Annotated in this window: 20 protein-coding genes; 8 read left to right on the forward strand and 12 right to left on the reverse strand. The window is 65.4% G+C overall.

Annotation, left to right across the window (positions count from 1 at the left end):
* Positions 1-64 precede the first annotated feature (64 nt).
* From ACQCS0_RS14220 to ACQCS0_RS14235, 4 genes are read right to left on the reverse strand one after another with little or no spacing between them, the layout of a single operon-like run.
* On the reverse strand, positions 65-1,534 hold the full coding sequence (locus ACQCS0_RS14220; protein ID WP_354153519.1) for a histidine kinase N-terminal domain-containing protein: 1,470 nt from the start codon (positions 1,532-1,534) through the stop codon (positions 65-67).
* Between the two features lie 28 nt (positions 1,535-1,562).
* Entirely contained in the window at positions 1,563-6,416 is a 4,854-nt protein-coding gene (locus ACQCS0_RS14225; protein ID WP_426939800.1) for an NAD-glutamate dehydrogenase, read from the reverse strand.
* A gap of 57 nt (positions 6,417-6,473) precedes the next feature.
* Complete coding sequence (locus tag ACQCS0_RS14230; protein WP_354153517.1) at positions 6,474-7,781, reverse strand: chromosome partitioning protein; 1,308 nt, start codon at positions 7,779-7,781, stop codon at positions 6,474-6,476.
* The gene (locus tag ACQCS0_RS14235) at positions 7,778-8,422 is read right to left on the reverse strand and encodes an SAF domain-containing protein (protein WP_354153516.1); all 645 of its coding nucleotides are present in this window, start codon (positions 8,420-8,422) and stop codon (positions 7,778-7,780) included. The genes ACQCS0_RS14230 and ACQCS0_RS14235 overlap by 4 nt, the downstream gene beginning before the upstream one ends.
* A 152-nt stretch (positions 8,423-8,574) precedes the next feature.
* Here ACQCS0_RS14235 and ACQCS0_RS14240 point away from each other — a divergent pair, with 152 nt between their 5' ends.
* A complete protein-coding gene (locus ACQCS0_RS14240) occupies positions 8,575-8,790 on the forward strand; it encodes a helix-turn-helix domain-containing protein (protein WP_354153515.1) in 216 nt (71 codons plus the stop codon).
* 11 nt (positions 8,791-8,801) lie between these two features.
* Here ACQCS0_RS14240 and ACQCS0_RS14245 read toward each other — a convergent pair whose 3' ends face one another.
* Positions 8,802-9,374: a hypothetical protein gene (locus ACQCS0_RS14245; RefSeq protein WP_354153514.1), complete on the reverse strand. Its 573-nt coding sequence runs from the start codon at positions 9,372-9,374 to the stop codon at positions 8,802-8,804.
* Between the two features lie 149 nt (positions 9,375-9,523).
* Between ACQCS0_RS14245 and ACQCS0_RS14250 the strand changes: the two genes are divergently transcribed.
* Both ACQCS0_RS14250 and ACQCS0_RS14255 read left to right on the forward strand, forming a co-directional pair.
* Positions 9,524-10,357 carry a hypothetical protein gene (locus ACQCS0_RS14250; protein ID WP_354153513.1) on the forward strand — a complete coding sequence of 278 codons (834 nt, stop codon included), beginning with the start codon at positions 9,524-9,526 and terminating at the stop codon, positions 10,355-10,357.
* Between the two features lie 43 nt (positions 10,358-10,400).
* On the forward strand, positions 10,401-10,868 hold the full coding sequence (locus ACQCS0_RS14255) for an Rv3235 family protein (protein WP_354153512.1): 468 nt from the start codon (positions 10,401-10,403) through the stop codon (positions 10,866-10,868).
* A gap of 129 nt (positions 10,869-10,997) precedes the next feature.
* Here the strand turns inward: ACQCS0_RS14255 and secA are convergent, their stop codons facing one another.
* From secA to mtrA, 7 genes are all read right to left on the reverse strand, one after another.
* Entirely contained in the window at positions 10,998-13,736 is a 2,739-nt protein-coding gene (secA, locus tag ACQCS0_RS14260) for a preprotein translocase subunit SecA (protein WP_354153511.1), read from the reverse strand.
* Between the two features lie 47 nt (positions 13,737-13,783).
* A complete protein-coding gene (locus tag ACQCS0_RS14265) occupies positions 13,784-15,049 on the reverse strand; it encodes a DNA glycosylase AlkZ-like family protein (RefSeq protein ID WP_354153510.1) in 1,266 nt (421 codons plus the stop codon).
* Between the two features lie 32 nt (positions 15,050-15,081).
* Positions 15,082-15,807, reverse strand: coding sequence for a ribosome hibernation-promoting factor, HPF/YfiA family (gene hpf, locus ACQCS0_RS14270; RefSeq protein ID WP_354153509.1), 726 nt, complete (start codon positions 15,805-15,807; stop codon positions 15,082-15,084).
* A gap of 145 nt (positions 15,808-15,952) precedes the next feature.
* On the reverse strand, positions 15,953-16,807 hold the full coding sequence (locus ACQCS0_RS14275) for a ComF family protein (protein WP_426939801.1): 855 nt from the start codon (positions 16,805-16,807) through the stop codon (positions 15,953-15,955).
* Positions 16,808-17,023: 216 nt separating this feature from the next.
* Positions 17,024-18,718, reverse strand: a complete 1,695-nt coding sequence (locus ACQCS0_RS14280; RefSeq protein ID WP_354153507.1) for an LpqB family beta-propeller domain-containing protein — start codon at positions 18,716-18,718, stop codon at positions 17,024-17,026.
* 20 nt (positions 18,719-18,738) lie between these two features.
* Positions 18,739-20,424: an MtrAB system histidine kinase MtrB gene (gene mtrB / locus ACQCS0_RS14285; protein ID WP_426940227.1), complete on the reverse strand. Its 1,686-nt coding sequence runs from the start codon at positions 20,422-20,424 to the stop codon at positions 18,739-18,741.
* A 121-nt stretch (positions 20,425-20,545) separates the two neighbouring features.
* Positions 20,546-21,220: an MtrAB system response regulator MtrA gene (mtrA, locus tag ACQCS0_RS14290; protein ID WP_282328859.1), complete on the reverse strand. Its 675-nt coding sequence runs from the start codon at positions 21,218-21,220 to the stop codon at positions 20,546-20,548.
* A gap of 358 nt (positions 21,221-21,578) precedes the next feature.
* Here mtrA and ACQCS0_RS14295 point away from each other — a divergent pair, with 358 nt between their 5' ends.
* From ACQCS0_RS14295 to ACQCS0_RS14315, 5 genes are read left to right on the forward strand one after another with little or no spacing between them, the layout of a single operon-like run.
* The gene (locus tag ACQCS0_RS14295) at positions 21,579-22,661 is read left to right on the forward strand and encodes a hypothetical protein (protein WP_354153506.1); all 1,083 of its coding nucleotides are present in this window, start codon (positions 21,579-21,581) and stop codon (positions 22,659-22,661) included.
* Entirely contained in the window at positions 22,651-23,307 is a 657-nt protein-coding gene (locus tag ACQCS0_RS14300; RefSeq protein ID WP_354153505.1) for a DUF4129 domain-containing protein, read from the forward strand. The genes ACQCS0_RS14295 and ACQCS0_RS14300 overlap by 11 nt, the downstream gene beginning before the upstream one ends.
* A 14-nt stretch (positions 23,308-23,321) precedes the next feature.
* Positions 23,322-24,557, forward strand: a complete 1,236-nt coding sequence (locus tag ACQCS0_RS14305; RefSeq protein WP_354153504.1) for a DUF4350 domain-containing protein — start codon at positions 23,322-23,324, stop codon at positions 24,555-24,557.
* Positions 24,554-25,555: a MoxR family ATPase gene (locus ACQCS0_RS14310; protein WP_354153503.1), complete on the forward strand. Its 1,002-nt coding sequence runs from the start codon at positions 24,554-24,556 to the stop codon at positions 25,553-25,555. Before ACQCS0_RS14305 ends, ACQCS0_RS14310 begins: the two co-directional genes overlap by 4 nt.
* A gap of 11 nt (positions 25,556-25,566) precedes the next feature.
* Positions 25,567-26,859 carry a DUF58 domain-containing protein gene (locus ACQCS0_RS14315; RefSeq protein WP_354153502.1) on the forward strand — a complete coding sequence of 431 codons (1,293 nt, stop codon included), beginning with the start codon at positions 25,567-25,569 and terminating at the stop codon, positions 26,857-26,859.
* The last annotated feature ends 21 nt before the right edge of the window (positions 26,860-26,880 follow it).

Raw genomic sequence — 26,880 nt, forward strand, 5'->3', positions numbered from 1 at the left:
CCCTTCCGGGTTGCGGCCATCGGTTGTTAAGTCAGTGACGGTCAAGTCACGGGCAAGGCCCCGGCTACCTGGGCGCCAGGCTGAGCCGGATCTGGACAGCCGTTCCGCCGCCGTCGCGCGGGTGCCACGCGATGGTGCCGCCCAGCTCACTGGTGACCAGCGTGCGGACAATCTGCAGCCCCAGTCCCTCGACGTGCGGCGTATCCGGGAGTCCCACACCGTCGTCGGCAATGGTGACGGTCAGGAGTTCCTCGCCGTCCTCCTCTTCGGAACGGTCGGCGATGAGCCACACCGTGCCAGTGCGTCCTTCGAGGCCATGCTCGACGGCGTTGGTCACCAGTTCATTGATGACCAGTGCCAGCGGGGTGGCGAAGTCGCTGGGCAGTTCCCCAAACAGTCCGGCGCGCTCGGTCTTGACCTGCTGCGACGGCGAAGCGACCTCCGCGGACAGCCTGAACTGGCGGCCGATCAGTTCATCGAAGTCAACGCTCTGCGCCAGTCCCTGTGACAGTGTCTCGTGGACCAGCGCGATGGTGGCGACGCGCCGCATCGCCTGCTCGAGGCCCTGCTTGGCCTCGTCGCTGACCATCCGGCGGGACTGCATACGCAGCAGGGCTGCAACGGTCTGCAGGTTGTTTTTCACGCGGTGGTGGATCTCGCGGATGGTTGCGTCCTTGGTCACGAGTTCCATCTCCCGGCGCCGCAGCTCCGAGACGTCCCGGCACAGCACCAGCGCACCAAAACGCTGCTGCTCATCCCGCAGCGGGATGGCCCGCAGTGACAGGCTTACACCACGGGATTCAACCTCACTGCGCCACGGCATCCGCCCGGTCACCACCAGCGGCAGCGTCTCGTCCACGAGCCGCCGGTCCTTCAGCAGGCCGGCGGTCACCTCGGCCAGGGAACGGCCTTCCAGCGACTCGCCGTCGCCCAGCCGCCGGAAAGCCGACACCCCGTTGGGGCTTGCGTACTGCACAATGCCTTCGGCATCGAGCCGGATCAGGCCGTCCCCCACACGAGGCGCGCCGCGGCGCGAACCGGTGGGCGAGGCAAAGTCGGGCCACAGGCCCAGCGTTCCCATCCGGAGGAGATCGTAGGCGCACTGCCGGTACGTCAGCTCCAGGCGGGAAGGCATCCGGGAACTGGTCAGGTCCATGTGAGTGGTCACCACAGCCAGGGTCCGGCCGTTGCGGACCATCGGAACAGCCTCCACCCGCAACGCCATGTCAGTGCTCCAGTTGGTCTCGCTGGACCGTTCGATGGCACGGCTGCTCCAAGCCTTGTCCACCAGCGGCTGCAAGTCCTGCCGGATGGGCTCGCCCACAAAGTCGCCGTGGAACACGGTGTGCGTGGTGGACGGCCTGACGTGCGCCAGCGCCACATAGCCGTGATCCGGGTGCGGGAACCACAACGCCAGGTCAGCGAACGCCAGGTCAGCGACCATCTGCCAGTCGCCCACCAGGAGGTGCAGCCATTCGGCATCGCCCGGCCCGAAATCAGCGTGTTCCCTGATGGGGTCCGTAAAGATTGCCACTGCACCTCCAGTTACGACGCCGGGATTCCTAGCGTCGGACGATTGACCTCAAGAGCCTCAATGCTACCGACAGTGACGCCATATCGTCGGCTTCGAGCGAGTTGACCTCGTCAAACATGCTCTTCGCCCTGCCCAGCTGCTCGGCATTCTGGCGTTCCCAGTCCTTCAGCCTGTCCTCCGCAGAGTCCCCGGACGCTGTTGACTCGAGTACCGCCGTCGTCATGTCCGAGACGGTGGAATAGAGGTCATCCCGGAGTGCGGCCCTGGCAAGCGCCTGCCACCTGTCCTGGCGCGGCAGGCTGCTGATCCGTTCCAGCAGCGAGTCAGCGTGGAAGCGGTTGAACACGGTGTAGTAAACGGCCGCAATCTCTTCCACCGGCTCCTTACGGGCATGCACGATCTTGGCGATGTCCAGCAGGGCAAAGCTCTCGAAGAGCTCCGCCCACCTAAAGGCAAGCCCCTCCGGAAGGTCCCACCCGCGCGCAGTCTCCAGCCAGTTGTCAACGCGGTCACGGTCATCGCCGCGGAGATAATCCAGCAGCCGCGCGCGCATCGGGTCCAGGAGCGGCTTGAATTCGGCCACGGTCTCCGCGATGGGCCGGGACGTGCCGCCCTGAGCCAGCAGCCACCGGACGGCGCGGTCCAGCAGGCGGCGGATGTCCAGGTGGACGGTGCTCCAGTGCTCGGTGGGGAACGACGCCGGCAGGCTGTTCAGCTCCGCCACCATAGTGGTCAGGTCGAAGATCTCGCGGAGCGCCACGAAGGACTTGGCCACGGCCACCTCCGTGGCCGAGGTTTCCTCCATGGTGCGGAAGGCGAAGGTGATGCCGCCCATGTTGATCATGTCGTTGGCCACCACCGTGGCAATGATCTCGCGCCGCAGCGGATGGGTGTCCAGTTCGGCGTCGAACCGTTCCCGCAGCTGCTGCGGGAAGTACGCGCGCAGCGTTGCTCGGAACCACGGATCGTCGGCGAGGTCGCTGTCACGCAGTGCCGATGCCAGTTCGATCTTCGCGTAAGCGGCCAGCACCGAGAGCTCCGGTGACGTCAGCCCCTGACCCTGGCTCAGGCGTTCCCGCAGCGTTTCGGTGCTGGGCAGCGCTTCAAGGTCACGCTTCAGGTCAGCCGACTTTTCCAGCCAGTCCATCAGGCGCTCATAGCTGGGGCTCCACTCGGCCACGCGCATCCTGTCGTTCAGAAGCAGGATGTTCTGGTCCACGTTGTCTTCAAGGACCAGCCGCCCCACTTCGTCCGTCATGGAGGCGAGGAAGCCTGCCCGCTCTTCCAGAGTCAGCTTGGCCGCAACGACCATCCGGTCAACGAAGATCTTGATGTTCACTTCGTGGTCGGAGCAGTCAACGCCGGCCGAGTTGTCGATCGCGTCGGTGTTCAGGATGACGCCCTGCAGGGCGGCTTCTATGCGGCCGCGCTGCGTCATGCCCAGGTTTCCGCCTTCGCCCACCACCTTTACCCGAAGGTCCTGGCCGTCCACGCGGATGGCGTCGTTGGCCTTGTCACCTACGGACGCGTTGGACTCTGTGCTGGCCTTGACGTACGTTCCGATCCCGCCGTTGTACAGCAGATCGGCGGGGGCGAGCAGGATGGCGCGGAGAAGTTCCGGCGGGCTCAGCTCGGTGGTCGCCTCCGGCAGACCCAGCGCCGCCCGGACCTGCGGCGAGACCGGAATGGATTTGGCTTGGCGGGCGAACACGCCGCCGCCTTCGCTGATGAGGGATTTGTCGTAGTCATCCCATGAGGACCGCGGCAGTTCAAACAGCCTCCGCCGTTCCACGAACGACGATTCCGTTTCCGGGGCGGGGTCCAGGAAGATGTGCCGGTGGTCGAAGGCCGCCAGCAGCCGGATGCGCGGGGACAGGAGCATCCCGTTGCCAAACACGTCACCGGACATGTCGCCCACGCCCACCACGCTGAACGGCTGGGTCTGGGTGTCCACGTCGAGCTCGCTGAAGTGGCGTTTTACCGACTCCCAGGCGCCACGGGCCGTGATGCCCATGGCCTTGTGGTCATACCCCACCGAACCTCCGGAGGCGAACGCGTCACCAAGCCAGAACCCGTATTCAGCCGCAAGCCCGTTGGCGATGTCGGAGAACGTGGCCGTGCCCTTGTCCGCCGCCACCACGAGGTAGGAATCGTCGTCGTCGTGCCTTACAACGTCCGACGGCGGCACTACAGTTTCGCCCTCAGCTCCCGCGACAAGGTTGTCAGTGAGGTCCAACAGGCCCCGGATGAACGTCTTGTAGCTCGCAATACCCTCAGCCATCCAGGCCGCACGGTCAGCTGCGGGGTCGGGCAGCCGTTTGGCGAAGAAACCGCCCTTGGCGCCGGTGGGAACGATGACCGCGTTCTTGACGGTCTGCGCCTTCACCAGGCCAAGGATCTCCGTCCGGAAATCCTCGCGCCGGTCAGACCAGCGCAAGCCGCCCCGGGCCACCTTGCCAAAGCGGAGGTGGACGCCCTCGACCCGTGGGGAATAAACCCAGATTTCGAACATCGGCCGCGGGAAGGGCAGCCCCTCAATCCGGGCAGGATCAAGCTTGAAGCTCAGGTGCGTCTTGTACTGGTAGTAGTTGGTGCGCAGGGTCGCCTCGATCAGGTTCGCCAAGGTCCGCAGCACACGGTCGGCGTCGAGCGTTGCCACCTCGTCAATGGCAGCTGACAGCTCACCGCGGACCTTCTCCTGCGCCGCAAGGCGCTCGTTCCCACTCAGGGCGGGGTCGAACCGGGCCGCGAAAAGAGCCGTGAGGGCCTTGGTGACACCGGGATTGGCGAGCAAAGTGTCCGCCATGAAACCCACCGAGTTGGTGTTCCCCATTTGCCGCATGTACCGGGCGTAGGCCCGCAGGACCGTGATCTGGCGCCACTGCATCCCCTCACGCAGAACCAGCCGGTCAAAGCTGTCCGACTCAACGGCGCCGGATACGGCGGCACCGAACGAGTCGGCCAGCAGCTGTCCGGTGGCCAGCGGATCAATGCCGGCGGGGTATTTCAGCCCGAGGTCATAGAGGAAGAAGTCCCGCTGGTCAGCTGTCTCGATCTCAAAGGGCCGCTCATCCAGCACCTCGAGTCCAAGATTGTGGAAGAACGGGAGGATCTGGCTCAGGCTCTTGGGCTCCAACATGTACAGCTTGACGCGGGCATCTTCTTCGAGGACTTCACCGGCACCCTTGGGCAAGTACACGTGGACGCCCGGCCGTTCCTGCCTTGCACCGGCTGTGCGCTCGGCTTCAGCCCCGTATTTCTCGAAACGGGCGATGTCCTCCAGCGCGTCTTCGACTTCGTAATCCACTCGGTAGCCGGCCGGAAAAGCCTCCGACCAGATGGCTGCGAGCTCCTTCGCCTGCTCATTGGCGCCGCGTTCCCGCAGGACTTCAGCGATGCCCTCACTCCACGAACGGGCCGCCCGGACCAGCCGCGCTTCAAGCTCATCGGCGTTGAAGTGGCTGATCTCGCTGCCCTTGGGCAGGCGGATCCGGAAGAACAGGCGGGCGAGGGCCGATTCGGTCATCCGCGCCTCGTAGTCGATGGACTCCGCCTGGAACGTGGTCCGCAGTTCCTCCTCGATGCGGAGGCGGACATTGGTGGTGTACCGGTCACGCGGAAGGTAGACCAACGCGGACATAAAACGGCCGTAGATGTCCGGCCGGAGGAACAGGCGGGTCCGCCGCCGCTCCTGCAATCTCTGGATGCCGGTTGCTGTGGCCGCCAGGTCCTCGGTCTCGATCTGGAACAGCTCGTCGCGGGGGTACGTCTCCAGGATCCCCAAAAGGTCCTTGCCGGAGTGTGAGTCCGGCGGGAAGCCCGCATTGCCCAGCACGGCGTCCACTTTTTCGCGCACGATGGGGATGTTCCGCACGGAGCCGGCGTAGGCGCTGGTCGCGAACAGGCCGATGAAGCGGCGCTCGCCGTTGACGTTCCCTGCCGTGTCAAAACTCTTCACGCCGATGTAGTCAAGGTACGCGGGGCGATGGACGGTAGACCGTGAGTTTGCCTTGGTGATTACGAGTGCTCGCTTTTCGCGGGCCTTTTTTCGGCCGGCGTCGGTGAGGTGCTGCATGTGCGGAGCGCCCGGCTTCGCCCGGAGCAGTCCGAGACCGCTGTCTTCACGCAGTTCCAGTACATCTTCACCGTCAACGGTAACGAGGTCGTACTCACGGTATCCGAGGAAGGTGAAGTTGCCGTCGTCGAGCCAGCGTAAAAGTTCCTGCGCCTGCCGCAGCTCGGCAATTTGAGCCGGGTGGGACACCTGGTCCAGGCTCGCGGCAATCTGTTGGGCCTTGTTGCGCATCTTGGGCCAGTCCTCGACAGCCGCGCGCACGTCTCCCAGGATGCGGTCCAGCCCGTCCAGCAACGAGACCTTTGCCTCGTCGGAGACGCGGTTGATTTCCACAGCGATCCACGACTCCATGTGGGAGGCGTTTTCGCCCTGCGCGATGAGGTGCGAGAGCATGGGCATCGCCGCCGTATCACCGCTGGAGAGACCGATGTGGGACGGGACGCGGTCAACTTTTACCAGCTGTCCCGTTTCCCGGTTCCGGGTGACCACAAACAGTGGATGCAGTACAAGCCCGATGGCGGCGTTCTGGCGCACCAGCTCGGCATTAACCGAGTCAACAAGGAAAGGCATATCGTCCGTGACGACATAGACGACGCTGCTGTCCTGCTCGTTGACGATGGAAACCTGCGCTTGGCCCGGCAGCCGGTTCTCGGCGACACCGCGGTGCGTTTCCGCCCGGCTGGCCAGCACCTCCGGGGAATACGTCCGGGCATCCTCTTCGGCTAGATGCTGGTAATAATCCGCCAGGAAGCCCTCCCGGTCACCAATAGCCAAGGCTTGATCCTCCACGCTGGATCCAGACGACATCAACAAACGCCTCCATCACAAGTTTGATGCTGCACCGTTGCAGCTCCTACGGTGAGCCTAGCCCTTTCGCTGAAGCCTCGGTGTGGAAGAAAATACAGAGGATCGGGAAGATCGCTGGACAGGTGCACAAACCAATTTGGCGATTGCCTGCCTGAGCTTGGAATCCGGCGCCGTTTCGAGCAACAGCGAGCCGCCCAGCAGCGCCGCATCGGCTGCGGCGCTGTCAGCCGGAAGGAAGGCCGCGATCTTCGATGATGGGCCATACCGCCCCCAGGCATCCTTCAGCTGGCGTTCCGGGGATCTCCCCACCGCCGCCGCCCGGACCTTGTTCATCACCACAACAGGCGAAACATTTGGTACGGCCAGCGCGAGCTCCGCAAGTCCCCGGACCAGCCGGGGAACACCCACCGGATCGGCTGCCCCAATGGCATAGACGGTGTCCGCCAGTTCCAGGCTCCGCAGGGTCGCGGCATTCCGGCGCGGAGCCATCGTGTCGAAGCTAAGTTCCTCGTCCGCCTCCAGGCAGAAGCCTGTGTCCACAACGACGACGTCGGCAACCTCCTTCGCGCGTTCCAACACCAGCGACAGGGCGGCCGCCCGCAATTCCGTCCACCTGTCCGCCCGCGTAATGCCGGTCAGGACCCGGAAAGTACCAAGCTTGGTGGTGACAGGGTTGGCGACCTTCAGCAGCGCATCGGCGTCGAGCAGTCCCTGGTCCGCAAGCCGGCAGGCCTGTGCGATCCCGGCAGATTCATCCAGCAGGCCCAGGACTGCCGCCATGCTGGCCCCGTAACTGTCGGCGTCGACGAGGAGCACGGATTTGCCATCCGCCGCCAACTCCCCCGCGATGTTGGCCGCAACGAAAGTCCGGCCCGGCGAACCGGCGGGACCCCACACGGCAATGATTTTGCCCGCCCCGGAGGCCGGAGGCACGTCCGCCGGGTCGGCTTGCCGCTGGCGCAGCGCGGCGCTGGTGTCCCCCAGCCCACTCCCGAACGTCGCGTCCTTGGCGGCGCCGGTCAGTTGGGAAACCGCCTCGGCAATCCTGCCGGCCAGCGCGGCAGACTCCACTCCGGTCAGTGCGGACGCCACGCCGATCCCCCGCAGCCTGGCGGCCTCGTCGGCGTCATCCGTGAGGGCGATGATCGCCACGCCCACGGCGCCGAGGCGGTCAACGAGCGACGCAGTCAGGCTCTCGCAACCGTCGGCCACAACCGCAGCCCGTGCCAGGCCGCTCTGGCAGGCTGCCAGCAGTTCTGTCAGTTCGGCGCAGCGACGGACCACCGTGACGGGACCGTGGAGCCGCTCCAACCCGCCCACCACATCCTCGCGGGACTGGCCCACCGTGACAACGGGGATGCTCATGAGGCCCCGCCGCCCGGGTTCCACACCACTGAAATCTTGGCCTGGTTCGCCTGCGCGCCGAGGATGGCCGGCATCTGGCTGTCGGCAACCAGCACCATCAGCACCGTGTTGCGGGAGGACCCTAAGGCCGTAGAGCCAGCCGTCACCTGGGCAATTTCCGCGCCAGGCAGCAGGAGCTTTGGCTCACTGAATCCGTTGCGCGCATCCGGCAAGGCAACCCAGACATCCACCCGGGTCCCGGCCACCGCCTGGGGTGGCAGCGCTTCATCAATGGTGACGGCCACGGGCTTGCGGTCCAACGCATCCACAGTGGCCAGACTTTCCTTCGGCACCAACTGGTTCTTGCCGATTCTCTGGACTGCCACCTGCCCGTCCGGCAGCCCTGCTTCAACGGTGACGTACTGTTGTTCAGTCTCACCCAGGCGGACCTTGGCCCGGACCACATTGTCCGCGGTCAGCTTCTCCCCCACCGCAATGGAGTCCCGGGCGGCATAAACCTCGGTGGTCTGGTCAGCGCTGCCAACCAGGGAGATCACTCCCACCACCGATGCCAGGACCAGCAATACGCCAACCAGCAGGCGGGGATCCTTCCACGACGGCGGTCTCAACCTGGCACCCGTAGTAGCTGCATCGTGACTCATGCTTTTCTCCCCCTTGCTCCGGCCCAGTCGGTTGGCTGCGCCCGGACACCTCATTGTTACGGCATGGGCCCTGGAACAAAAGTCAAACGACCAAACAACATCAAATTGTGGATAACCGCACTAGATGGCACCTTCAATGGCAAAATGGAACTATGCCCAGATTCCTCACTCTTGCCGATGTGGCTGAACAACTGCAGATCAACTCGCCGGCGGCCTATGCCCTGGTACGCAGCGGAGAACTGAAAGCCATCCAGGTCGGTGGCCGAGGGCAGTGGCGCGTCGAGGAAAAGATGCTGGAGCAATACATCGAAGAGCGTTACGCCGAGGCCGGCCGCATGATCCAGGAAGCAAAAGCCAAGCAAGGCTGACCCAGGCCCGGCTAGAGTTCCCCTGCACTCCATGACCGGAGCGCCCCCAGCGCCGCAAACGGAATCGTGGCAATCTGCCGGACCTGCGATGCCCGCCGGGACTCCCCGGGGGTAACCAGCGCGAGGTCCAAAAAGTCACTGCCTACCCTGTCAATGACTCCCGCCAGCCCAGAGCCGCTTTCCGGCATGTGACGCAGAGTAACTCCCAGTTCGGCCCGGTCCCGCGCGAGGCCCCGCAGCGCATGTGCCAATCCGATCCGGCGCCGTACCTGCGACGACTCGGCCACAGAGACCAGCCCCAGGCCAGCGTAGCTCGCCACCGCGCCATACGGGATCAGCACCTGGTGACGCATCTCGTTCAGGACCAGGGCGTCGGCACCGGCATGACTCAAGGTTCCTTCGAAGACGCGTCCGCACACCAGGTGCACTGCCACGTGACTCTCCAGGGAACCCCGCAAGCGGTCAGTCAGGGCTACGGAGGCTGTTTCCGCTCTCGCCCGTTCAGAGATCTCAGCATCAAGGGCCAACCGCTCGCCCTCGGCGAACTGTGCCTCCATGTCACTGAACAGAGCATCCCAACGCATGGGGCCAAGCGTAGGGCGCGGCTTCATCCGAGGTCAATTCACCGAAGACTTCACTCCAGTCTCTGGACAAACCCACTAAAATTGCGTCAAACTGGTCCTATATTTATCAAACAACATCAAACTGCACCAAACCTTAGATAGGAACCACCATGGCGGCCGGTACAACACGCGAGCTTCGCGCAGACGCCGTTATGGCGGCGTCCATCCTCCTGTTGGGATTCTTCCTCTGCGTCGCCGGCGAGGGCATGGTGGATCGGTGGCAAGTAGCAACAGCCCGCCGGCAAGGCCCCGACCTCGATAACCTACTTGGTGCTGTGGCCGTTGCCGCAGGACTGGCCATCGTGGCGTGGTGGGTCCTCACGATGATGATGGCGGCAACGGCTGCCGTGCTTGGCAAGTGCGGCAGGCGGCGGGCCGCCGCCAGGGCAGGCAAGTGCTGCCCGGCATTTATGCGTCGGCTTGCCGTGGCCGTACTGTCGGTGCAGCTGCTGACGGCACCGCTGGCTCACGCTGCCGCATCACCGGCCGGACCTGCCTGGGTACCTACCCAGGAAGTGGCCGTCCAGGACGTACCGGTCCACGGCGTCGCCATCCAGGCGCAGTGGTCCCCCACCAGCGGCCACCCGCAGATCCCGGAAGCAGAGGGCACTGCTCCCGGGGACCCAGGAGACCGTACCAGCCAAACTCCTGCAGCTGCGATCCGGCCCGACTGGCGTCCCAGCCCGCCGGTTCTGGACCCCGGCCTGATGGCTGCCCAGCCCGTCCGGGCGGAGCAGACCACACTGCCGGCGTTGACTGAGGTCACGGTGCTGGCCGGCGACACACTGTGGGACATCGCCTCCGGCCACTTGGGCCCGGCTGCGTCGGATGTGGACGTCGCCCTGCACTGGCCCCGCTGGTATGAGGCCAACAAATCCCAGATCGGCCAGAGCCCGCACGTCCTGCTGCCCGGGCAGATATTGAAAGCACCTTCCGCGGCCTGACCGACGTTCCGACATTCATCAACTCACGACTAAGGGGAATCACATGTACGCAGTTACGCCAATCCGCTCCGCCCAGGTTAACCCGGGCAGCGCGGCAGCAGTCCGCCAGGCACCTCCGCGCACCACTTCCGCGCCGGTCGCGCCCCTGCATGCTGCAGACGAGATCTCAGAAATCCTGGCAATCACCCGCAGCACCGTCCAGGCGGCCATGGAAGTCCTCGCCGGCATCCGGCCGATCCACCAGCTCGCGCGGCGCCTGGACCCGCGCTGCCTCGCCGTTCTGCAGCACCGCTCGGCCCTGATCCGCCGCGAACAGGGCCGGTCCCCCTCGCCATCCCTGGCCCGGCTGCACAGAAACTCCATCGTGCGCTCGGTCCGCGCCTGCGAGGTCGCCCCGGGCATTTATGAGGCAAGCGCCGTGGTGGTCGACGATGTCCGGGCCCGGGCGGTGGCGGTCCGCCTTGAACGCAGCAAGCAGGTCTGGCGCGTGACCGAGTTTATGGTCGGCTGACCGTTTGCCCACAATTGGCAGCCACGCGCCGGTCACAGACGAAGAAGTGCCCGGAGCTAAATTGCTCCGGGCACTTCTTGTCGCCCGCTACGGCCTACAGGTTGTTTTTGCCTGGAAACCGTGACTGGATCAGCGGCGCTTTTTCTTGGCCGGACGCTTGGTGGCGTCCTGCGCTGCAGCTTTGGCCGGGTTGCCGGACTTGGACGAGGAGCGGGCTTCCACCCGGGTCTCGGATGCGCCGTCTTCACCGGGAGCCGTGTACCGCAGCTGGACAGGCTTCTCCGGCGCTTCCAGGCCGGCGGCGTGGATCTGCGGCTCAACGTGCTCCGTGTGGCCGCCGGCTGCGTCCGGAACCACCACATCCTGGGCCGGAGTCACCTCAACTTCAAGGTTGAACAGGAAGCCGACGCTTTCCTCGCGGATGGCCTCCATCATGCTCTGGAACATGGTGAAGCCCTCGCGCTGGTATTCCACCAGCGGGTCACGCTGTGCCATGGCACGCAGGCCGATGCCTTCCTTGAGGTAGTCCATCTCGTAGAGGTGTTCCTGCCACTTACGCCCGATGACTGAGAGCACCACGCGGCGTTCCAGCTCGCGCATGCTTTCGGAACCGATGGTCTCTTCACGGGTCTGGTAGACCACGCGGGCATCGGAGAGCAATTCTTCCTTGAGGAATTCAACAGTGAGCTTGGACTTGCCACCGGCTTCCTCAATGATCTCCTCCGCTGTGACGCTGACGGGGTAGAGCGTCTTGAGATTGGTCCAGAGCTGGGTGTAGTCCCAGTCGTCGCCATTGCCTTCGGCCGTGGCGGATTCGATCAGGGCGGTGATGGTGTCCTCGACGAAGAACTGGACCTTCTCGTGCAGGTCGTCACCTTCGAGGATCCGGCGGCGGTCACCGTAGATGGCTTCGCGCTGGCGGTTCAGGACGTCGTCGTACTTCAGGACATTCTTGCGCTGCTCGGCGTTGCGGCCTTCAACCTGGCCCTGCGCCGACGCGATGGCCCGGGAAACGAGTTTCGACTCCAAAGCCACATCATCCGGAACGGAACTGTTCATCAACCGCTCGGCTGCGCCGGAGTTGAACAGCCGCATCAGGTCATCGGTCAGGGAGAGGTAGAAGCGTGATTCGCCCGGGTCGCCTTGGCGGCCGGAACGGCCACGGAGCTGGTTGTCGATGCGGCGGGACTCGTGCCGCTCAGTTCCCAGGACATACAGCCCGCCGAGGTTCAAGACTTCCTCGTGTTCGTCCTTAACGGACTGATTGGCCGCCTCCAGGGCAGCGGGCCAGGCGGTTTCGTACTCTTCCGAATTCTCTTCCGGGTCCAGCCCGCGCTTGGCGAGATCGGCCACCGCGGTGAATTCGGCGTTGCCGCCCAGCATGATGTCCGTGCCTCGGCCTGCCATGTTGGTGGCCACCGTGACAGCACCCTTGCGTCCGGCCTGCGCAACTATGGCCGCCTCACGGGCGTGGTTCTTGGCGTTCAGGACTTCGTGCCTGATGCCCTCCTTGGCGAGCAGCCCGGAGAGGTATTCGCTCTTTTCGACACTTGTGGTGCCCACAAGGATGGGCTGGCCCGCCTCGTGACGCTCGGCAATGTCCTTTACGACGGCGTCGAACTTCACCTTTTCGTTCTTGAACACGAGGTCTGACTGGTCGAGGCGCTGCATGTCCCGGTTGGTGGGGATGGCCACCACGCCGAGCTTGTACGTACCCATGAACTCGGCGGCCTCAGTCTCGGCCGTGCCGGTCATGCCTGCCAGCTTGGAGTACATCCGGAAGTAGTTCTGGAGCGTCACCGTGGCCAGCGTCTGGTTTTCGGCTTTGATCTCCACGGCTTCCTTGGCCTCGATGGCCTGGTGCATGCCCTCGTTGTAGCGGCGCCCGGCCAGGATGCGGCCAGTGTGTTCGTCAACGATCAGCACTTCGCCGTCGAGGATGACGTAGTCCTTGTCCCGCTTGAACAGTTCCTTGGCCTTGATGGCGTTGTTCAGAAAGCCGATGAGCGGAGTGTTGGCGGATTCGTAGAGGTTCTGGATGCCCAGGTAGTCCTCCACCTTTTCGATGCCGCTTTCCAGGACGCCGACGGTGCGCTTCTTCTCATCCGCCTCGTAGTCCTCACCGGCCTTCAGCCGCTGCACTACCTTGGCAAATTCGCTGTACCACCGGTTGGTGTCGCCCTGCGCCGGGCCGGAAATGATGAGTGGTGTGCGGGCTTCGTCGATGAGGATGGAGTCGACCTCATCAACAATGGCGAAGTTGTGGCCGCGCTGGACGAGTTCTGACTGGTCCCAGGCCATGTTGTCGCGCAGGTAGTCAAAACCGAATTCGTTGTTTGTGCCGTAGGTGATGTCCGCGGCGTACTGCTGCCGGCGCACCGCGGGATCCTGGTTGGACAGGATGCAACCGCTCGTCAGGCCAAGGAACCGGTAGACCCGGCCCATGAGGTCTGACTGGTATTCGGCAAGGTAGTCGTTCACCGTGATGACGTGGACACCATTGCCGGTGAGGGCGTTGAGGTAGGCGGGCGCGGTGGCCACGAGCGTCTTACCTTCGCCGGTCTTCATTTCGGCGATGTTGCCGAGGTGGAGGGCGGCGCCACCCATGAGCTGGACGTCAAAGTGACGCATGCCCAGGGTCCTGAACGAGGCCTCGCGCACCGCGGCGAAAGCCTCCGGCAGGAGATCGTCCAGTTGCGCGCCGTCCTGGTGGCGGGCGCGGAGTTGGTCAGTTTCCTCGCGGAGCTCAGCATCCGTGAAGGTTTTAAACGAGTCTTCGAGCGCATTAATGGAGTCGGCATAGTTCCGCAGTTGCCGCAGGGTTTTTTTGTCACCCGTGCGGAGAAGTTTTTCGATAAGTGATGCCACGTGAAGATACTCCCAGTCTTATGCTGCCGAATTCTGGCGTTTTTAGTCTACGGGAGAGACACAGGCCACGCGGCCGCTTTTCCCTGAGAGCGGAGCGGCCCCGCACGGTGGCGCAGGGCCCCCGCGAGAGACTCCGCCAAGTCGCCGACCGGGTTGACCACAATATCGTCCAGCTCCAGCCATCCGGCCATCAGCTCCAGCTCGGCGGCGAGTTCGACGGTGGTCCCTGGCGGTGCGTCCGGCTCACCGTACGCGGACCTGACCAGCAGTTTTCCTGCCGCACGGTCCGCCTTAAGGTCTACCCGCGCCACGATCGTATCGCCCAGCAGGAAGGGCAGGACGTAGTACCCGAAGCGCCGGAGATGCGACGGCGTGTAAATCTCGATCCGGTAGTGGAACCCGAAGAGCTCCTCCAGCCGGCGCCGTTCGAAGACTAGGGAGTCAAAGGGACTGAGCAGGGCCCGCCCAGTTGCCCGCCGCGGCCTGGCTGCGTCGGCATGGAGATATACCTTCCGGTCCCAGCCCGCGACAGCCACCGGCTCCAGCCTCCCCATGCTGACCAGATGGTCCACCGAAGCAGCTGCCGCTTTGACGGGCGTCCGGAAGTAATCCGCGAAACACTTCACGGTTCCGATGCCATGGGCCTGCGCGGCGGCGTCGATCAGCCGATGCATGGCCTCAACAGGGTCCGGCGTCGCTTCGAGGGCAAGCCGGCGCGGCAGTACCTTGGCCGTCAGCGTGTACTTTCGCTCGAATTGTTCGGTTCTGGACGCGGCGGAGATGGTGCCGGCTTCGAACAGGTCTTCAAGCACGCGTTTAACGGCGTTCCAGTTCCATCCCCAGTTGTCCTCCCGCCGGTCCTCCACATGCCCGATGTTCGCCGTCAGTTCCCCGGCTGTCAGGGGCCGCCCGCTGGCGAGGGCGCCGAGGATCTTTCCGGCCACGGCGTCGCGCAGTTCCGGGTCCATGGCTGATGCCCCCACCCACGTGCGTTTCTGCCACAAGCGGAGGTCCTGGAAGTGCTCGGGCCGGATGAAGCTGGCCTCGTGCGCCCAGTACTCCATCATTCGTCTGGGAGGCGAGCTGGCCATCCGCTGAAGTATGTTGCGGTCGTAGTTGCCGAGCCTTGAAAAGAAGGTCAGAAAGTGACTGCGGGACAACACGTTGACGGAATCGATCTGGACAAGCTGGATCCGGGCAAAGGTACGGCCCACCGTCCGTAAGGTCACGGGGCCGGCGGGCCGTCCTTTGTCGAGTCGCTGAGCTGCCAAGGCGATCCGCCGGGCCTGGTTAAGGCTCAGCGTCGCTGGCACATCGGTCCCTTCATTGAGAGGCGTAAAGCGACCTAGATCTTTGCAGCCTCGTCATCGGAGCGGTAGGCGAGGATTTTTTCTTCGACGGCCGTTTCCCCCGGCTCGCATTCGTGGTCCAGGGTAATCACTCCATACGTCCAGCCACGGCGACGGTAGACCACCGAGGGCGTGTTGGTGGCTTTATCCACAAACAGGTAGAAATCGTGGCCCACGAGCTCCATGTTGTCCACAGCATCGTCAAGGGTGAGGGAGGCCGCAGGGAAGACTTTGCGCCGGATCAGTACGGGAGAGTCCCCTGCCGGGATGTCGTTCTCGACCTCGTAGGGCGAGCGTTCAACTGGTGCTGCCTGGGGTTCGCTGCGATGGCTCGCCTCGACGTAAATGGGCTCGCTGGTACTTGCGGGTTCCAGTGAGGCGGTGGCCTCACGTACTGCCTTGGGTGTGTGACGCCCGTGGTGGACCTTTTTGCGGTCCTTGGCGCGGCGGAGACGTTCAAGGAGCTTGGTGTAGGCGAGATCGAACGCAGCGAATTTGTCTGCGGCGCTGGCTTCGGCACGGATTACGGGTCCCCGGCCCAGAACCGTCACTTCAACGGTGAGCTGGTCGCCGGTCTGGCGGGCATTCGTTTCCTTGGAAACCTTCGCATCCACCCGCTGGACCTTGTCGCCAAGTGCCTCGATCTTCGAGATCTTTTCACCGGCGTATTCGCGGAATCGGTCTGAGACCGTGAGATTTCGTCCGCTGATCATAAACTCCATGGTGCCCTCCAAATGACTTCGGTGACACGACGGCGACACTTCCCATGGGCCGATCTGCTTGACAGTCGAGACCCTTTCCGAGCCGCCATCGAAAGGTACAACTTGTTCTTGGTACCCACAACCGACGTTAGTTCATGGCCACCTGTTATTCATCCTTTCTTCGTTTATTTTTTTCTAAGACTGGCCGCTTTCCGCCAGCTCCCGGGCCGGGCGATTCGCCGCCAGCTGAATCCGGCGGGCGTGTCGCGGCGAGGACCACAGCCCCCACCACTAAGGCGCCGCTGACGTGGAGTGCGCGGGCTGCTTCCGCCAATGTGGCTCCTGTGGTGAGCACGTCGTCGACAATGATGCACAGGCGGCCGGACACTCGTGCGCCCTGGCGTCCCGGGACTTTCAGGGACCCCCTGACCCGGCTCGCCCGGGCACCACGGCCCAGTCCCTTTTGGCCTCCAGGCAGTTGTTCCAGCGCGTCGCGGCGCCTTGATTTCCGGATCACGTCAACGACCGGCACCCCCGGAAGGGTGGTCCCCCGCAACTCTGCAAGCAGGAGGTGGACCGGGCTGAAGCCCCTCTTGACGTATCCGGCCGTACTGCTGGGCACCGGAACCAGGCAGACGCCGTCGACTCCGGCCACAGCGGCGGCAATACCCCGCCCCAGACCCCGCGCCAGGACAGACGTGAGCTGGAGCTGGCCATGGCTCTTGAACGAAAGAACGGCTTGCGCCAACTCCTCGCGGTACACCCCCGCCGCCACCACGGGAAGGATCAGGCCGCCGTCGACCTTCATCAGGGCCGGCGCCTGTTCCTCTGCCCGGAACGGGTGACTGGTCAGCAGGCGCACCTGGCGTTCGCACATCACGCACAAGGCCAGGTCCTCCGCGCCACAGCAGACGCAGTCCACAGGGATGGCAAGTGCCAGCAACTCCGTGGCGGCGGCTCCCATCTGTTCGGCGGCCCGCAACCAACGGCGGCTGTAGCCGCCGCGATGCTTGGCGTGCACCACAGGGGGCAGAAGGTCCGGATCCAGGCTTGCAGCACTTCTGGCAGGGCTGTCCTCGGCGCGACAGGCAGCACGGCCCTCGGAGCTGGGCGCAGGAGAGCGCAGGACAGGAAGGTGCCGAGCGGGAAGACGTGCGGGCTGAGCTTCGGTCACACCCCATGGTGGACTCTCGGCCGCGGCCCCGGAACCCCCAGGCCGCGCTATGTGGACAGCACGCTAGCCGGGGAATGATGGGTCGATGGGACCCTTAAGCTGGGGCGACCAGCCGTTGCCCAGACGCTGGAAAATGCCCTCGGCCGACTGGCCGTAGATTTCCTCCGGCCCGTTGCCGGCGCTGAGCCACACGAGGCCAGGCCAGGGCGCCAGCTGCTGGGGTTGCCCGGAGGTGAGGGACAGCAACTCCGGCGTAACGTTCGAGCCTGCCGATGCCTTCATCACGGCAACCGTGGTGTCGTTCACCCAGACGCCCTGGTCCGGGTCGCCGGAAGCCACCAAGGTGATCGGGGCAGTCAGTTCCCGGGGAGTCCCGTCGGCATTCCGGATGATCCCGGCAATCTGAACCTTCGTTTTGCCGTTCTGTTCCGAAATGACCAGCGCCCGGACACCCTCACGGGAAATCCTCAACTCCTTGACAATTCGTCCGGCCAGCCAGGGCGGCGTGAGTGTAACGGTGGGAACAGCGGCGCCCTCGGCCACCCCGATGGGCCGATAGGCGACCACCTCAGTGTCCCCGGTGGCTCCCGGCCCTGCGGCCCACACCCAGTCATAAAGACTGAAGGAAGGGTGGGTGATGGTGGCGCGGGTTGTCAGCGCCCGGGCCGGCTGTCCCGGCACCATGCTGTAGAGCGTCGTCCGGCTGTCGTTAAGGAAGGCCACGGTCTGGGACACCGGGGATTCCGCTGGGTAGCGCGGACCGAGCGAGGACACCGGCTGCATACCCGGCAGCGGGGACACCCTGTTGTTCTCGTAGCGAACCAGCTCATTGCCGCTGACGGCGATCTCGCGGACCGGCACGTTTTTGTCCCGCACCGGGGGCAGCACGGAGCCGTTGTCCTCGACCCGGACCAGGTCCTGGTTGGCGTGCAGCTCCACATTCACGACGTCGGGCTGGCTGCGGAATGTGAGTGCAAGCTGTGTCTGCATCCGGAGCCTGTCCTCCGTGGACGCCTCCGTGAGTTCCTTGGCGGTGAGGTCCACCTGCGCGGCTCCGGACACCACCGGAACCGATTCGCGGGCAAGCTTGATGCCGGACGGGAAGGCGCTCACCACGGCACCGCGAAGGTACGGTGCGGGTCCGGCAAGCAGGGCGCTGGTCATGGCCTTGACGGTCTTGTTCTTGATGAACCAGCGGACGTCGGGCACGGCATATGTGAAGCTGGGATCGTAGAAGTAGATGGGGTAGGCCCCGTAGATGACCTTGAAGGTTTCCTCCGGGATAGCGGTTCCGTCCGGGATGGCTGAGATCCGCCATTCGCCGTCCACCTGGGTGAGCGTGGCCGGGATGTTCTCGATGGTGCCTTCGGGCATCTGGGTGGCGATGCCGTCAACATCTACGCTGTAGGACACGTCCAGTTGGTAGTTGTAAACGTTGTCGACGCCGGTGCCTACCACTTTCGCCTCGCGGTAGACCAGTGAGCGCTGGTCCGGTTTCCAGGACACGGACGCTGCCTGCGTCAGGTATTCGCGCGCTACCGCGTAGTCACCCTCGTAACCGGTACCGGCACGGTAGAAGTAATCAATGATGTTTTCCGGAGTAGCGCCGGCCTGGGGCGCGGCCGGGAGGAATACCGGTGCATTGACGTTTCCGGCGCTGCCTTCCGCACTCTTTCCCACCGGCCCGGCAGTGGGAATGCGCGCGCACGAAGCCAGCAGCAGCACAACAACGAGCAGCACAACGCTCCTCTTCAGCATTATGCGAACTCCTCGTCCCATCATGAAGACTCCTTCGGCGTTCCTTGCCCCAGTGCCAGCACGTTCTTGGCGTGAGGAAGCTTGGGGAGGATGACGTCCTCCGGCTCAAGCTGCACGGGTGAGCGGTCGATCTCCTCGCCCTGGCGCAACGGAATGGTCAGCCGGAAGTTGGCCCCTCTACCCTTGTTTCCCCATGCCTGCAGCCAGCCGTTATGGAGTTTGGTGTCCTCCATGGCGATGGACAGGCCCAGTCCGCTGCCCCCGGTGGTGCGGGCCCGCGCCGGATCCGCACGCCAGAACCGGTCAAAGACACGGGCGGCCTCGGCAGGAGTCATGCCTATCCCCTGGTCCCGGACAGCTACCCCCACCGCTGACTGGTTGGCCGCAACAGTCACGGTAACCGGCCTGCCTTCGCCATGCTCCACAGCATTCAGGATGAGGTTCCGCAGGATCCTGTCGATCCTCCTGGCGTCCATTTCCGCGACAATTCCCTCGGCGGGCGCCCGGAGGATGATCTCAGAGCCGTATTCGGCCGCGACGGGCGCCGCCCCGTCGATGACGTGGGCAATCACCTGCAGGATGTCCTCGGGCTCGGCGTCGAGCATCGCCACGCCGGCGTCGAAGCGGGAGATCTCGAGAAGATCGGCCAGCAGGGATTGGAATCTCTCCACCTGGTTGTACAGGAGTTCGGCGGAGCGCTTGTTGATGGGGTCGAAGTCGTGGCGGGCGTCGTACAACACCTCCGCGGCCATCCGGACGGTGGTCAGGGGCGTGCGGAGTTCATGCGAGACGTCGGAAACAAACCGCTGCTGCATCTGGGAGAGCATGGCCAGTTGGGTGATCTGCTCCTGGAGACTGGCGGCCATGTGGTTGAACGACGCCCCGAGGCGTGCCACCTCGTCCTCGCCCTTTACCACCATCCGCTCCTGCAACTGGCCGGCCGCGAGCTTCTCCGACACCAGGGCAGCGTGGCTGACCGGGCTCACCACGTTGCGGGTGACGTACCAGGCGATGGCCCCGATCATCAGCACCAGCACCGCGGCGCCGGCCAGGAGGACACCCTGGATTTCGTCGAGCGTCTGCTGAGCCGTGTTGACGTCATAGATCAGGTACAGCTCATACACAGTCCCGTTGAATGTCACCAGGTTGCCCACAGCAATGCCCGGCCTGTCCTCGGTACCTACCGGAATCACGGTGGAAGCCCAGTACTGGTCCTTGCCTGATGCCTGGACTGCCGTACGGAGTCCAGGCGGGATGACGCTGACTGTCAGCTGGTCCGAGGCCCGCGACTCCACCCAGCGGTTCCTGGGCTTGGTCTGCTCGGGCTTGGCTTCGAAAACGTAGCGTCGCTGGATGACGGAGCCGCGGCCCTCCACGGCGTTCAGGGTGTCATAGACCAGGGTGATGACGCTGGACTGGTCCGTGACCTGGGCGCCGTCGAACGTCTCCTGGACCTGCTTGACGTAGTAACGGGTTTCGGATTCTGCCTGAGTCAAGCGCTCCTGGAAAAGGTTGTTGGCGATCTGGTTGGACAGGTAGGCGCCCACGGCACCAAAGGATGTCACAGCCAGCAGCAGGGTGGTGAGGACGGTCCGGAACTGCAGGGACCGGCGCCAGCGCCGACGCATGGACCGCCCGATAAAACGGACAGCAGGGAAGAAACGGGCCACGCCGATCTGGACTAGGCGGCCCACCCGCAGCCCCACGATGACTCCGCGGCGCCGCCAGATCCGTGCCCGGAACGGCAGGGTTGCCAGCTCGGCCGGCAGCGCATCCGTATGCTCCGGGCCCTTCGCGGCGGGAAGGTGCGCTTCTGGTCCTGAGGGCTCAGGAACCTGCTTTGTAGCCGACACCACGAACCGTCAATACAACTTCGGGAGCTTCCGGATCCCGTTCAATTTTTGACCGGAGGCGCTGGACGTGGACGTTGACCAGCCGGGTGTCCGCCGCATGGCGGTAGCCCCAGACCTGCTCCAGAAGAAGCTCGCGGGTGAAAACCTGCCATGGCTTGCGGGCCAGGGCTACGAGGAGGTCAAACTCCAGGGGCGTCAGCGAGATCCGCTCATCCGCACGCTTCACGGTGTGGCCGGCCACGTCGATGGTGATGTCAGCGATCCGCAGCGTTTCAGGCGCTTTCTGGTCGCCGGGGCGCAGGCGGGCACGCACCCGTGCCACCAGTTCGGCGGGTTTGAAAGGCTTGGGCACGTAGTCGTCTGCGCCCGACTCAAGGCCGCGGACGACGTCGGACGTATCCGCCTTGGCGGTGAGCATCACGATGGGCACGTCCGATTCGGAACGGATCTGCCGGCAGACCTCAATGCCGTCCACGCCGGGAAGCATCAGGTCAAGCAGCACGAGGTCAGGCTTCGATGAGCGGAAAATATCCAGCGCCTGGCTGCCGTCGGCGCAAAAGACCGGCTCAAAGCCGTCATTGCGCAGAACAATCCCAATCATTTCGGCCAGCGCTTCGTCATCGTCAACTACCAGAATGCGTGCCTTCATAGTTATATGTTCCCCTATTGAACAGGGTTTGTCCTGTTCAACGGCCCCACGGCATGGCGCCACGCTATGACGTCCGACGGCGGAACTATAGGCTGGCAATACGCGGACAGTCCAGCACGGGGGAAGGAACAGGGTGCCCAACCAGGATCCGAACATGCAGCAGCCGAATCCTGCCGGCGAGGCTGGGAGGAGCCAGCCGCCGGGAAGCCTGCCTCCGTGGGGTCCCCAGCCAGGTCCGGCACAGCATTCTTGGGGCGGTCAGCCGGTATGGGGCTCAACCCCGGGTGGCCCGCCGGCTCGGGACACGCCTCAGCACAACCCGTACGGCGGCCCGCCGCCGTACCAACAGCCCCGCTACGTGGCCCCGCCCAAACCCGGCATCGTTCCGCTGCGCCCGCTGATGTTCGGCGAGATCCTGGACGGCTCCTTCCAGTCGATCCGGCGCAATGCCAAGGCTATGCTGGGCGCCGCGCTGCTGGCGCAGACACTCGCCGCAGTGCTGACTGCAGTTCTGACGGCATCTTCCGCCACGTCGGCGGCGTCGCTGGAGACCTGGGCGGAGGGACTGACTGAGCAGGACCTGGTGCCGGTGGTGCTCACCTTCGCGTCCGGCGTCGTGCTGGTCTCGGTGCTGACCGTTTTCCTATCGGCGGTCCTGCAGGGCGCCATGGTGGTCCCGGTCGCCAGGTCCGTCCTCAACCGCCCCACTGGCTTCAGGCAGATGTGGGCATTGGCGCGGTCCCGCGCGTGGGCACTGATCCGCCTCGCGGCGTTTCTGGTCGGCGCCGGGCTCCTCGTAGCGCTGCTGTTTGCGGCGCTGGCAGTGCTGCTGGTCAGCACGGTGGGTGGAATGGGCGCCCTGATCCTGATCCCGCTGGGTCTCGTGTGCTTTGTGCTGTACGTGTGGGTCTACATCAAGCTGATGGTGGCTCCCGCTGCCGTGGTGGTGGAGGAGCTCGGGGCGGTGGCCGGCATACGCCGCTCCTGGGAACTCACACGAAACAGCTGGTGGCGGCTCCTGGGCATCACGTTGGTGGTGGGCATCATGGTGGGGGTTATCGCCCAGATCGTCACCATTCCGGTCTCTCTTCTCTCCGGCTTTTACACCGGCGTGGTCTCACCGCATGGTGGTGCCGAGCAGGCTATGACGGCGGCCGTGGTGGCGGGCGTTGCCACCGCGGTCGTTGGTGCGATGGTGGGAGCGGTGGGGTTCGCTTTTCAGACCTCCGTCATGGCGCTGCTCTACCTTGACCTCAGGATGCGCCGGGATGGACTGGATATCGCCCTGCTCCGGTTGCTGGAATCGGGCGCGGATCCCGACGGCGTCCCGGGCCGCGGCGTCGCGGTCTACAGGGAGGGACCCGGCCAAACTCCGCGGCCGCCCTACGGGGGACCGCCAAACGGAACGCCACCGTTCGGGGCATGGCCCGATGGCCGCTGAACCACCGGTCCTGCCCGGCCGCGACGAGGCCCGCCGCTGGGCCGAAGAAGAACTTGCCAAGCCGGAATACCGCGACGCGGCCCCCGGCTGGCTGGACAGCGTCTGGGCAGACATCCTGGATTGGCTGCGGTCCCTGGACGGCGGCTCCGGCCCGGACAGCACCGTCGCGGCGCCTTGGATCGGCGTGGCCATCGCCGTGCTGATCGGCGCGACGGTCATCCTGGCCCGCCCGCGCCTCAACGCCAAAGCCAAGCGTGCCAGAGACGTGTTCGACGCCGACGCAACAGTCAGTGCCACGGCCTACCGCCAGCGTGCGGAAGCCGCGGCCGCAGCCGGCGCCTGGAGTGCCGCCGTCGTGGACTGTTTCCGTGCGCTGGTGCGCACGGCAGAGGACAGAACGGTTCTCGACGCGCGGCCCGGCCGGACCGCCGACGAGGTGGCACACGAACTGGCCACGCCGTTTCCGTCAGAGGCCGGCCACCTGACGGAAACTGCGCGTACGTTCGACGGGATCCGCTACGGCAATGAAGACGCCGACCAGGCTGACTATGCCGCCGTGCGCAGGCTGGACGTCACCCTGCAGTCCCTCACGCCGGCGAGCGCGGCCCTGCCCGCTGAACGTGACGAACCGGCGGTTCAGCGATGACGCAGGGTCCCACAATGCAGAACCCTTCGCTGGATCGCCTGACGCCCAAACTTCTGACGCAGAGTGCACCGGAGGCACAGCCGGGTTTCGCCCCTGCACTCCGATCGGATTCCGGGTCCGGTGCCGGTTCCTGGCTCCGGCGGCACCGCGGCGGGGCAGCGATCGGCGCGGCGGCCGCCGTCGGACTGGCGGTGGTCATTTCCTCCCAACTCGCGTCAAAGGGCGATTCGCTGCCGTTGTCCGTTCACAACGCCGGCCCGGCCGGTGCCAGGGCGGTCAGCGAGATACTTGGCCGCCACGGAGTCGAGGTCCAGGATGTTGAATCCTTTGACGCGGCCACCACGGCACTCGCGGACCGGCCAGGTGCCACCCTGCTCCTGTACGACCGGAGCGGATTCCTGGACCAATCCCGGCTGGAACAACTGACGGCAGGTGCGGGACGCGTGGTGCTGGTGACGCCGCGGCTCGGCACGCTGAAGGCCCTCAATACCGGCATCAGCCAGGCGGGCGTGGTGCCGGAGTCAACGGCGCTCCTGACACCGGGCTGCGATCTCAGCGATCCCGCTGCGGCAGGTGCTGTGTCCGGAACCGGCGGTTTCCTGTACGACGGCGGCACGGTGTGTTTCAGCCCGCCGGGAAGCAGCGCCGGGCTGCTTGCCCGCACGGACGACGGCGGCCTGACCGTCCTGGGCAGCACCGCCCTCCTCAACAACGGCGGGCTTGCCGACCCTGGCCATGCCGCACTGGCCCTCCGGACCCTGGGCAGCTCAGAGGACCTCGTCTGGTACCTGCCCGGGCTGGGCGACGCGGCCGCTGCGGAGTCAACGCAGACACTTGATGACCTTGCCCCTGGCTGGGTGGCTTTCCTGGGGCCGTGGTTGGTCTTCGTGGCCGTGCTCGCCGTCGTATGGCGGGGGCGCCGACTGGGCCCGCTCGTCTTTGAACCGCTGCCTGTGGTGGTCAAGGCCGTGGAGACCGCCGAAGGCCGGGCGCGCCTTTATCAGGATTCCCACGCGCTGGACCGGGCGCGGGACAACCTTCGGGCCGGCACCCTGGTTCGTCTGGCACACGCCCTTCGGGTTGGATCCGAGGCCACTGCCGACGACGTCGTGCAGGCAGCGGCCCGGCACCTGGGCCGGCCGGTCACCGATATCAGCGGCATGATCCAGGAATGCCCCGGTACCGCAGCCAGGCTGGTGCAATGGTCTCAGGAACTGGACAAACTAGAGAACGAGGTCAGGACCCGATGAGCGAACCGTACGGCGCCCCACAGATCATGGATTCTTCCCCGCAGACGCTCGATCCCGCCCGGCAGGCACTGCTGGATGTCCGCCACGAGGTGGCCAAGGCCGTGGTGGGCCAGGATGCCACCGTCACGGGACTCCTGATCGCGCTGCTTTCCCAGGGTCATGTGCTCCTCGAAGGCGTGCCCGGGGTGGCCAAAACACTCCTGGTGCGGGCACTGTCCGCCGCGCTGAGCCTGGACACCAAACGCGTACAGTTCACCCCTGACCTGATGCCCGGCGACATTACCGGTTCCCTGGTCTATGACTCGCACACCTCGGAATTCAGTTTCCGCGAGGGGCCGGTCTTCACCAACATCCTGCTGGCCGACGAAATTAACCGGACGCCGCCGAAGACGCAGGCCTCCCTGCTGGAGGCCATGGAGGAGCGGCAGGTCTCGGTTGACGGCGTGTCCCGGCAGCTGCCGGGGAACTTCCTGGTGGCGGCAACCCAGAACCCCGTGGAGTACGAGGGAACCTATCCCCTCCCCGAAGCCCAGCTGGACCGGTTCCTGCTCAAGCTCACAATGCCGCTGCCCGGCCGGACCGACGAGGTGGAGGTGATCCGGCGGCACGCCGCCGGCTTCAATCCTCGCGACCTTGCTGCGGCCGGTGTCCGTGCGGTGGCCGGGGCCGAGGACCTCGAACGGGCACGGCAGGGTGTAGCCACCGTTGCCGTCGAACCGGAACTCATCGGCTACATCGTGGACCTGGTGCGCGCAACGCGGCAGGCGCCGTCGTTCCAGCTGGGCGTTTCGCCCCGCGGCGCGACTGCGCTGCTGAACACCTCCCGTGCCTGGGCGTGGCTGTCCGGCCGCAGCTTCGTCACCCCCGATGATGTCAAAGCACTGGCGCTGCCGTGTCTGCGCCACCGGGTGGCCCTGCAGCCTGATGCCCAGATGGACGGGGTCCGCGTGGACGATGTCCTGGGCAGCATCCTGGCGTCCGTCCCCGTCCCCCGCTGATCCGCTCGCACATGGCACTCTCCGGACGGTTCGTATTGCTGGCACTGCTGGGCCTGGTGCCGGTATTGCTGTTCCCCAGCGGGGGAACAGTCCTGGGCGTGGTCGGGGCGCTCGCTGCCCTCCTTGGCCTGGACCTTGTCCTGGCCGCGTCCCTGCGGGCCATCATCGTCACGCGCGCCGATCCGGGCAACGTAGCCCTGCACGGCGTGGCTTCTTCGGTCCTCACCCTGCGCAACGGTGGCCGACGACGGCTGCGGGCCACCGTCCGGGACGCGTGGCAGCCGTCTGCCGGGGCCGTGAATCCGATCCAGGACCTGGACATCCCCGCCCTGGAAAGCCGCCGGATGACCGTCCGGTTGCAGCCGGTCCGCCGTGGCGACATGGCCGCCCGGCACGTCACTGTCCGCTCCCATGGACCCCTTCAGCTTGCGGCACGCCAGCGCACGTTCGACTGCAGCGGCCTCCTCCGGGTCCTGCCGCCGTTCCATTCCCGCAGGCACCTGCCGTCGAAGCTCAGGAAACTCCGCGAACTCGACGGCAAGGCCGCCGTGCAGATCCGTGGTGCCGGCACCGAATTCGACTCATTGCGGGACTACGTCCGCGGCGACGACGTCCGCTCCATCGACTGGCGCGCAACCGCCCGCCGGTCCGCCGTCGTCGTCCGCACCTGGCGCCCGGAACGCGACCGGCGCGTGGTGATCATGCTGGATACCTCGCGTACGTCAGCCGCGAGGATCGAGGACGAACCCCGGCTGGATACCGGCATCGAAGCGGCACTCCTGCTGGCGGTGCTGGCCGAGCGTGGCGGTGACAGAGTGGATTTCCTGGCCTACGACCGCCGTCCGCGCGCCCGGGCCGGCTCCGCCACCACCGGCAACCTCCTGGGGCAACTGGTGCAGGCGATGGCGCCCCTGGAGTCCGAACTGATTGAGCTTGACTGGTCCAGTCTTCCGGGCCAGATCCGGGCGGTCTCCGCACACCGGTCCCTGGTGGTGCTGCTGACGGCCCTGGACGGCGGAGCACCGGAGGAAGGGCTCATTCCCGTAGCCGCGCAGCTCGCGCAGCAGCACGTTGTGGTGGTGGCCGCTGTCCGTGATCCCAGGCTTGGGCAGATGCTGCATGAGCGTGAGAACGCCGCCGGCGTATTCCGGGCGGCGGCGGCTGAACGCGTACTCCTGGAACGGGCCGCGGTCAGCGCCGAGCTCCGGCACCACGGGGTGGAAGTGGTGGACGCGGAGCCACACCACCTGCCGCCGCAGCTAGCCGACATGTACATCCGGCTCAAGGCGGCGGGTAGATTGTGAATCACCGCAGCGCCGCTGACG

Origin of the sequence: Pseudarthrobacter sp. S6, from assembly GCF_050156575.1 — a bacterium.
In the GTDB taxonomy this organism is placed as follows: Bacteria; Actinomycetota; Actinomycetes; order Actinomycetales; family Micrococcaceae; genus Arthrobacter.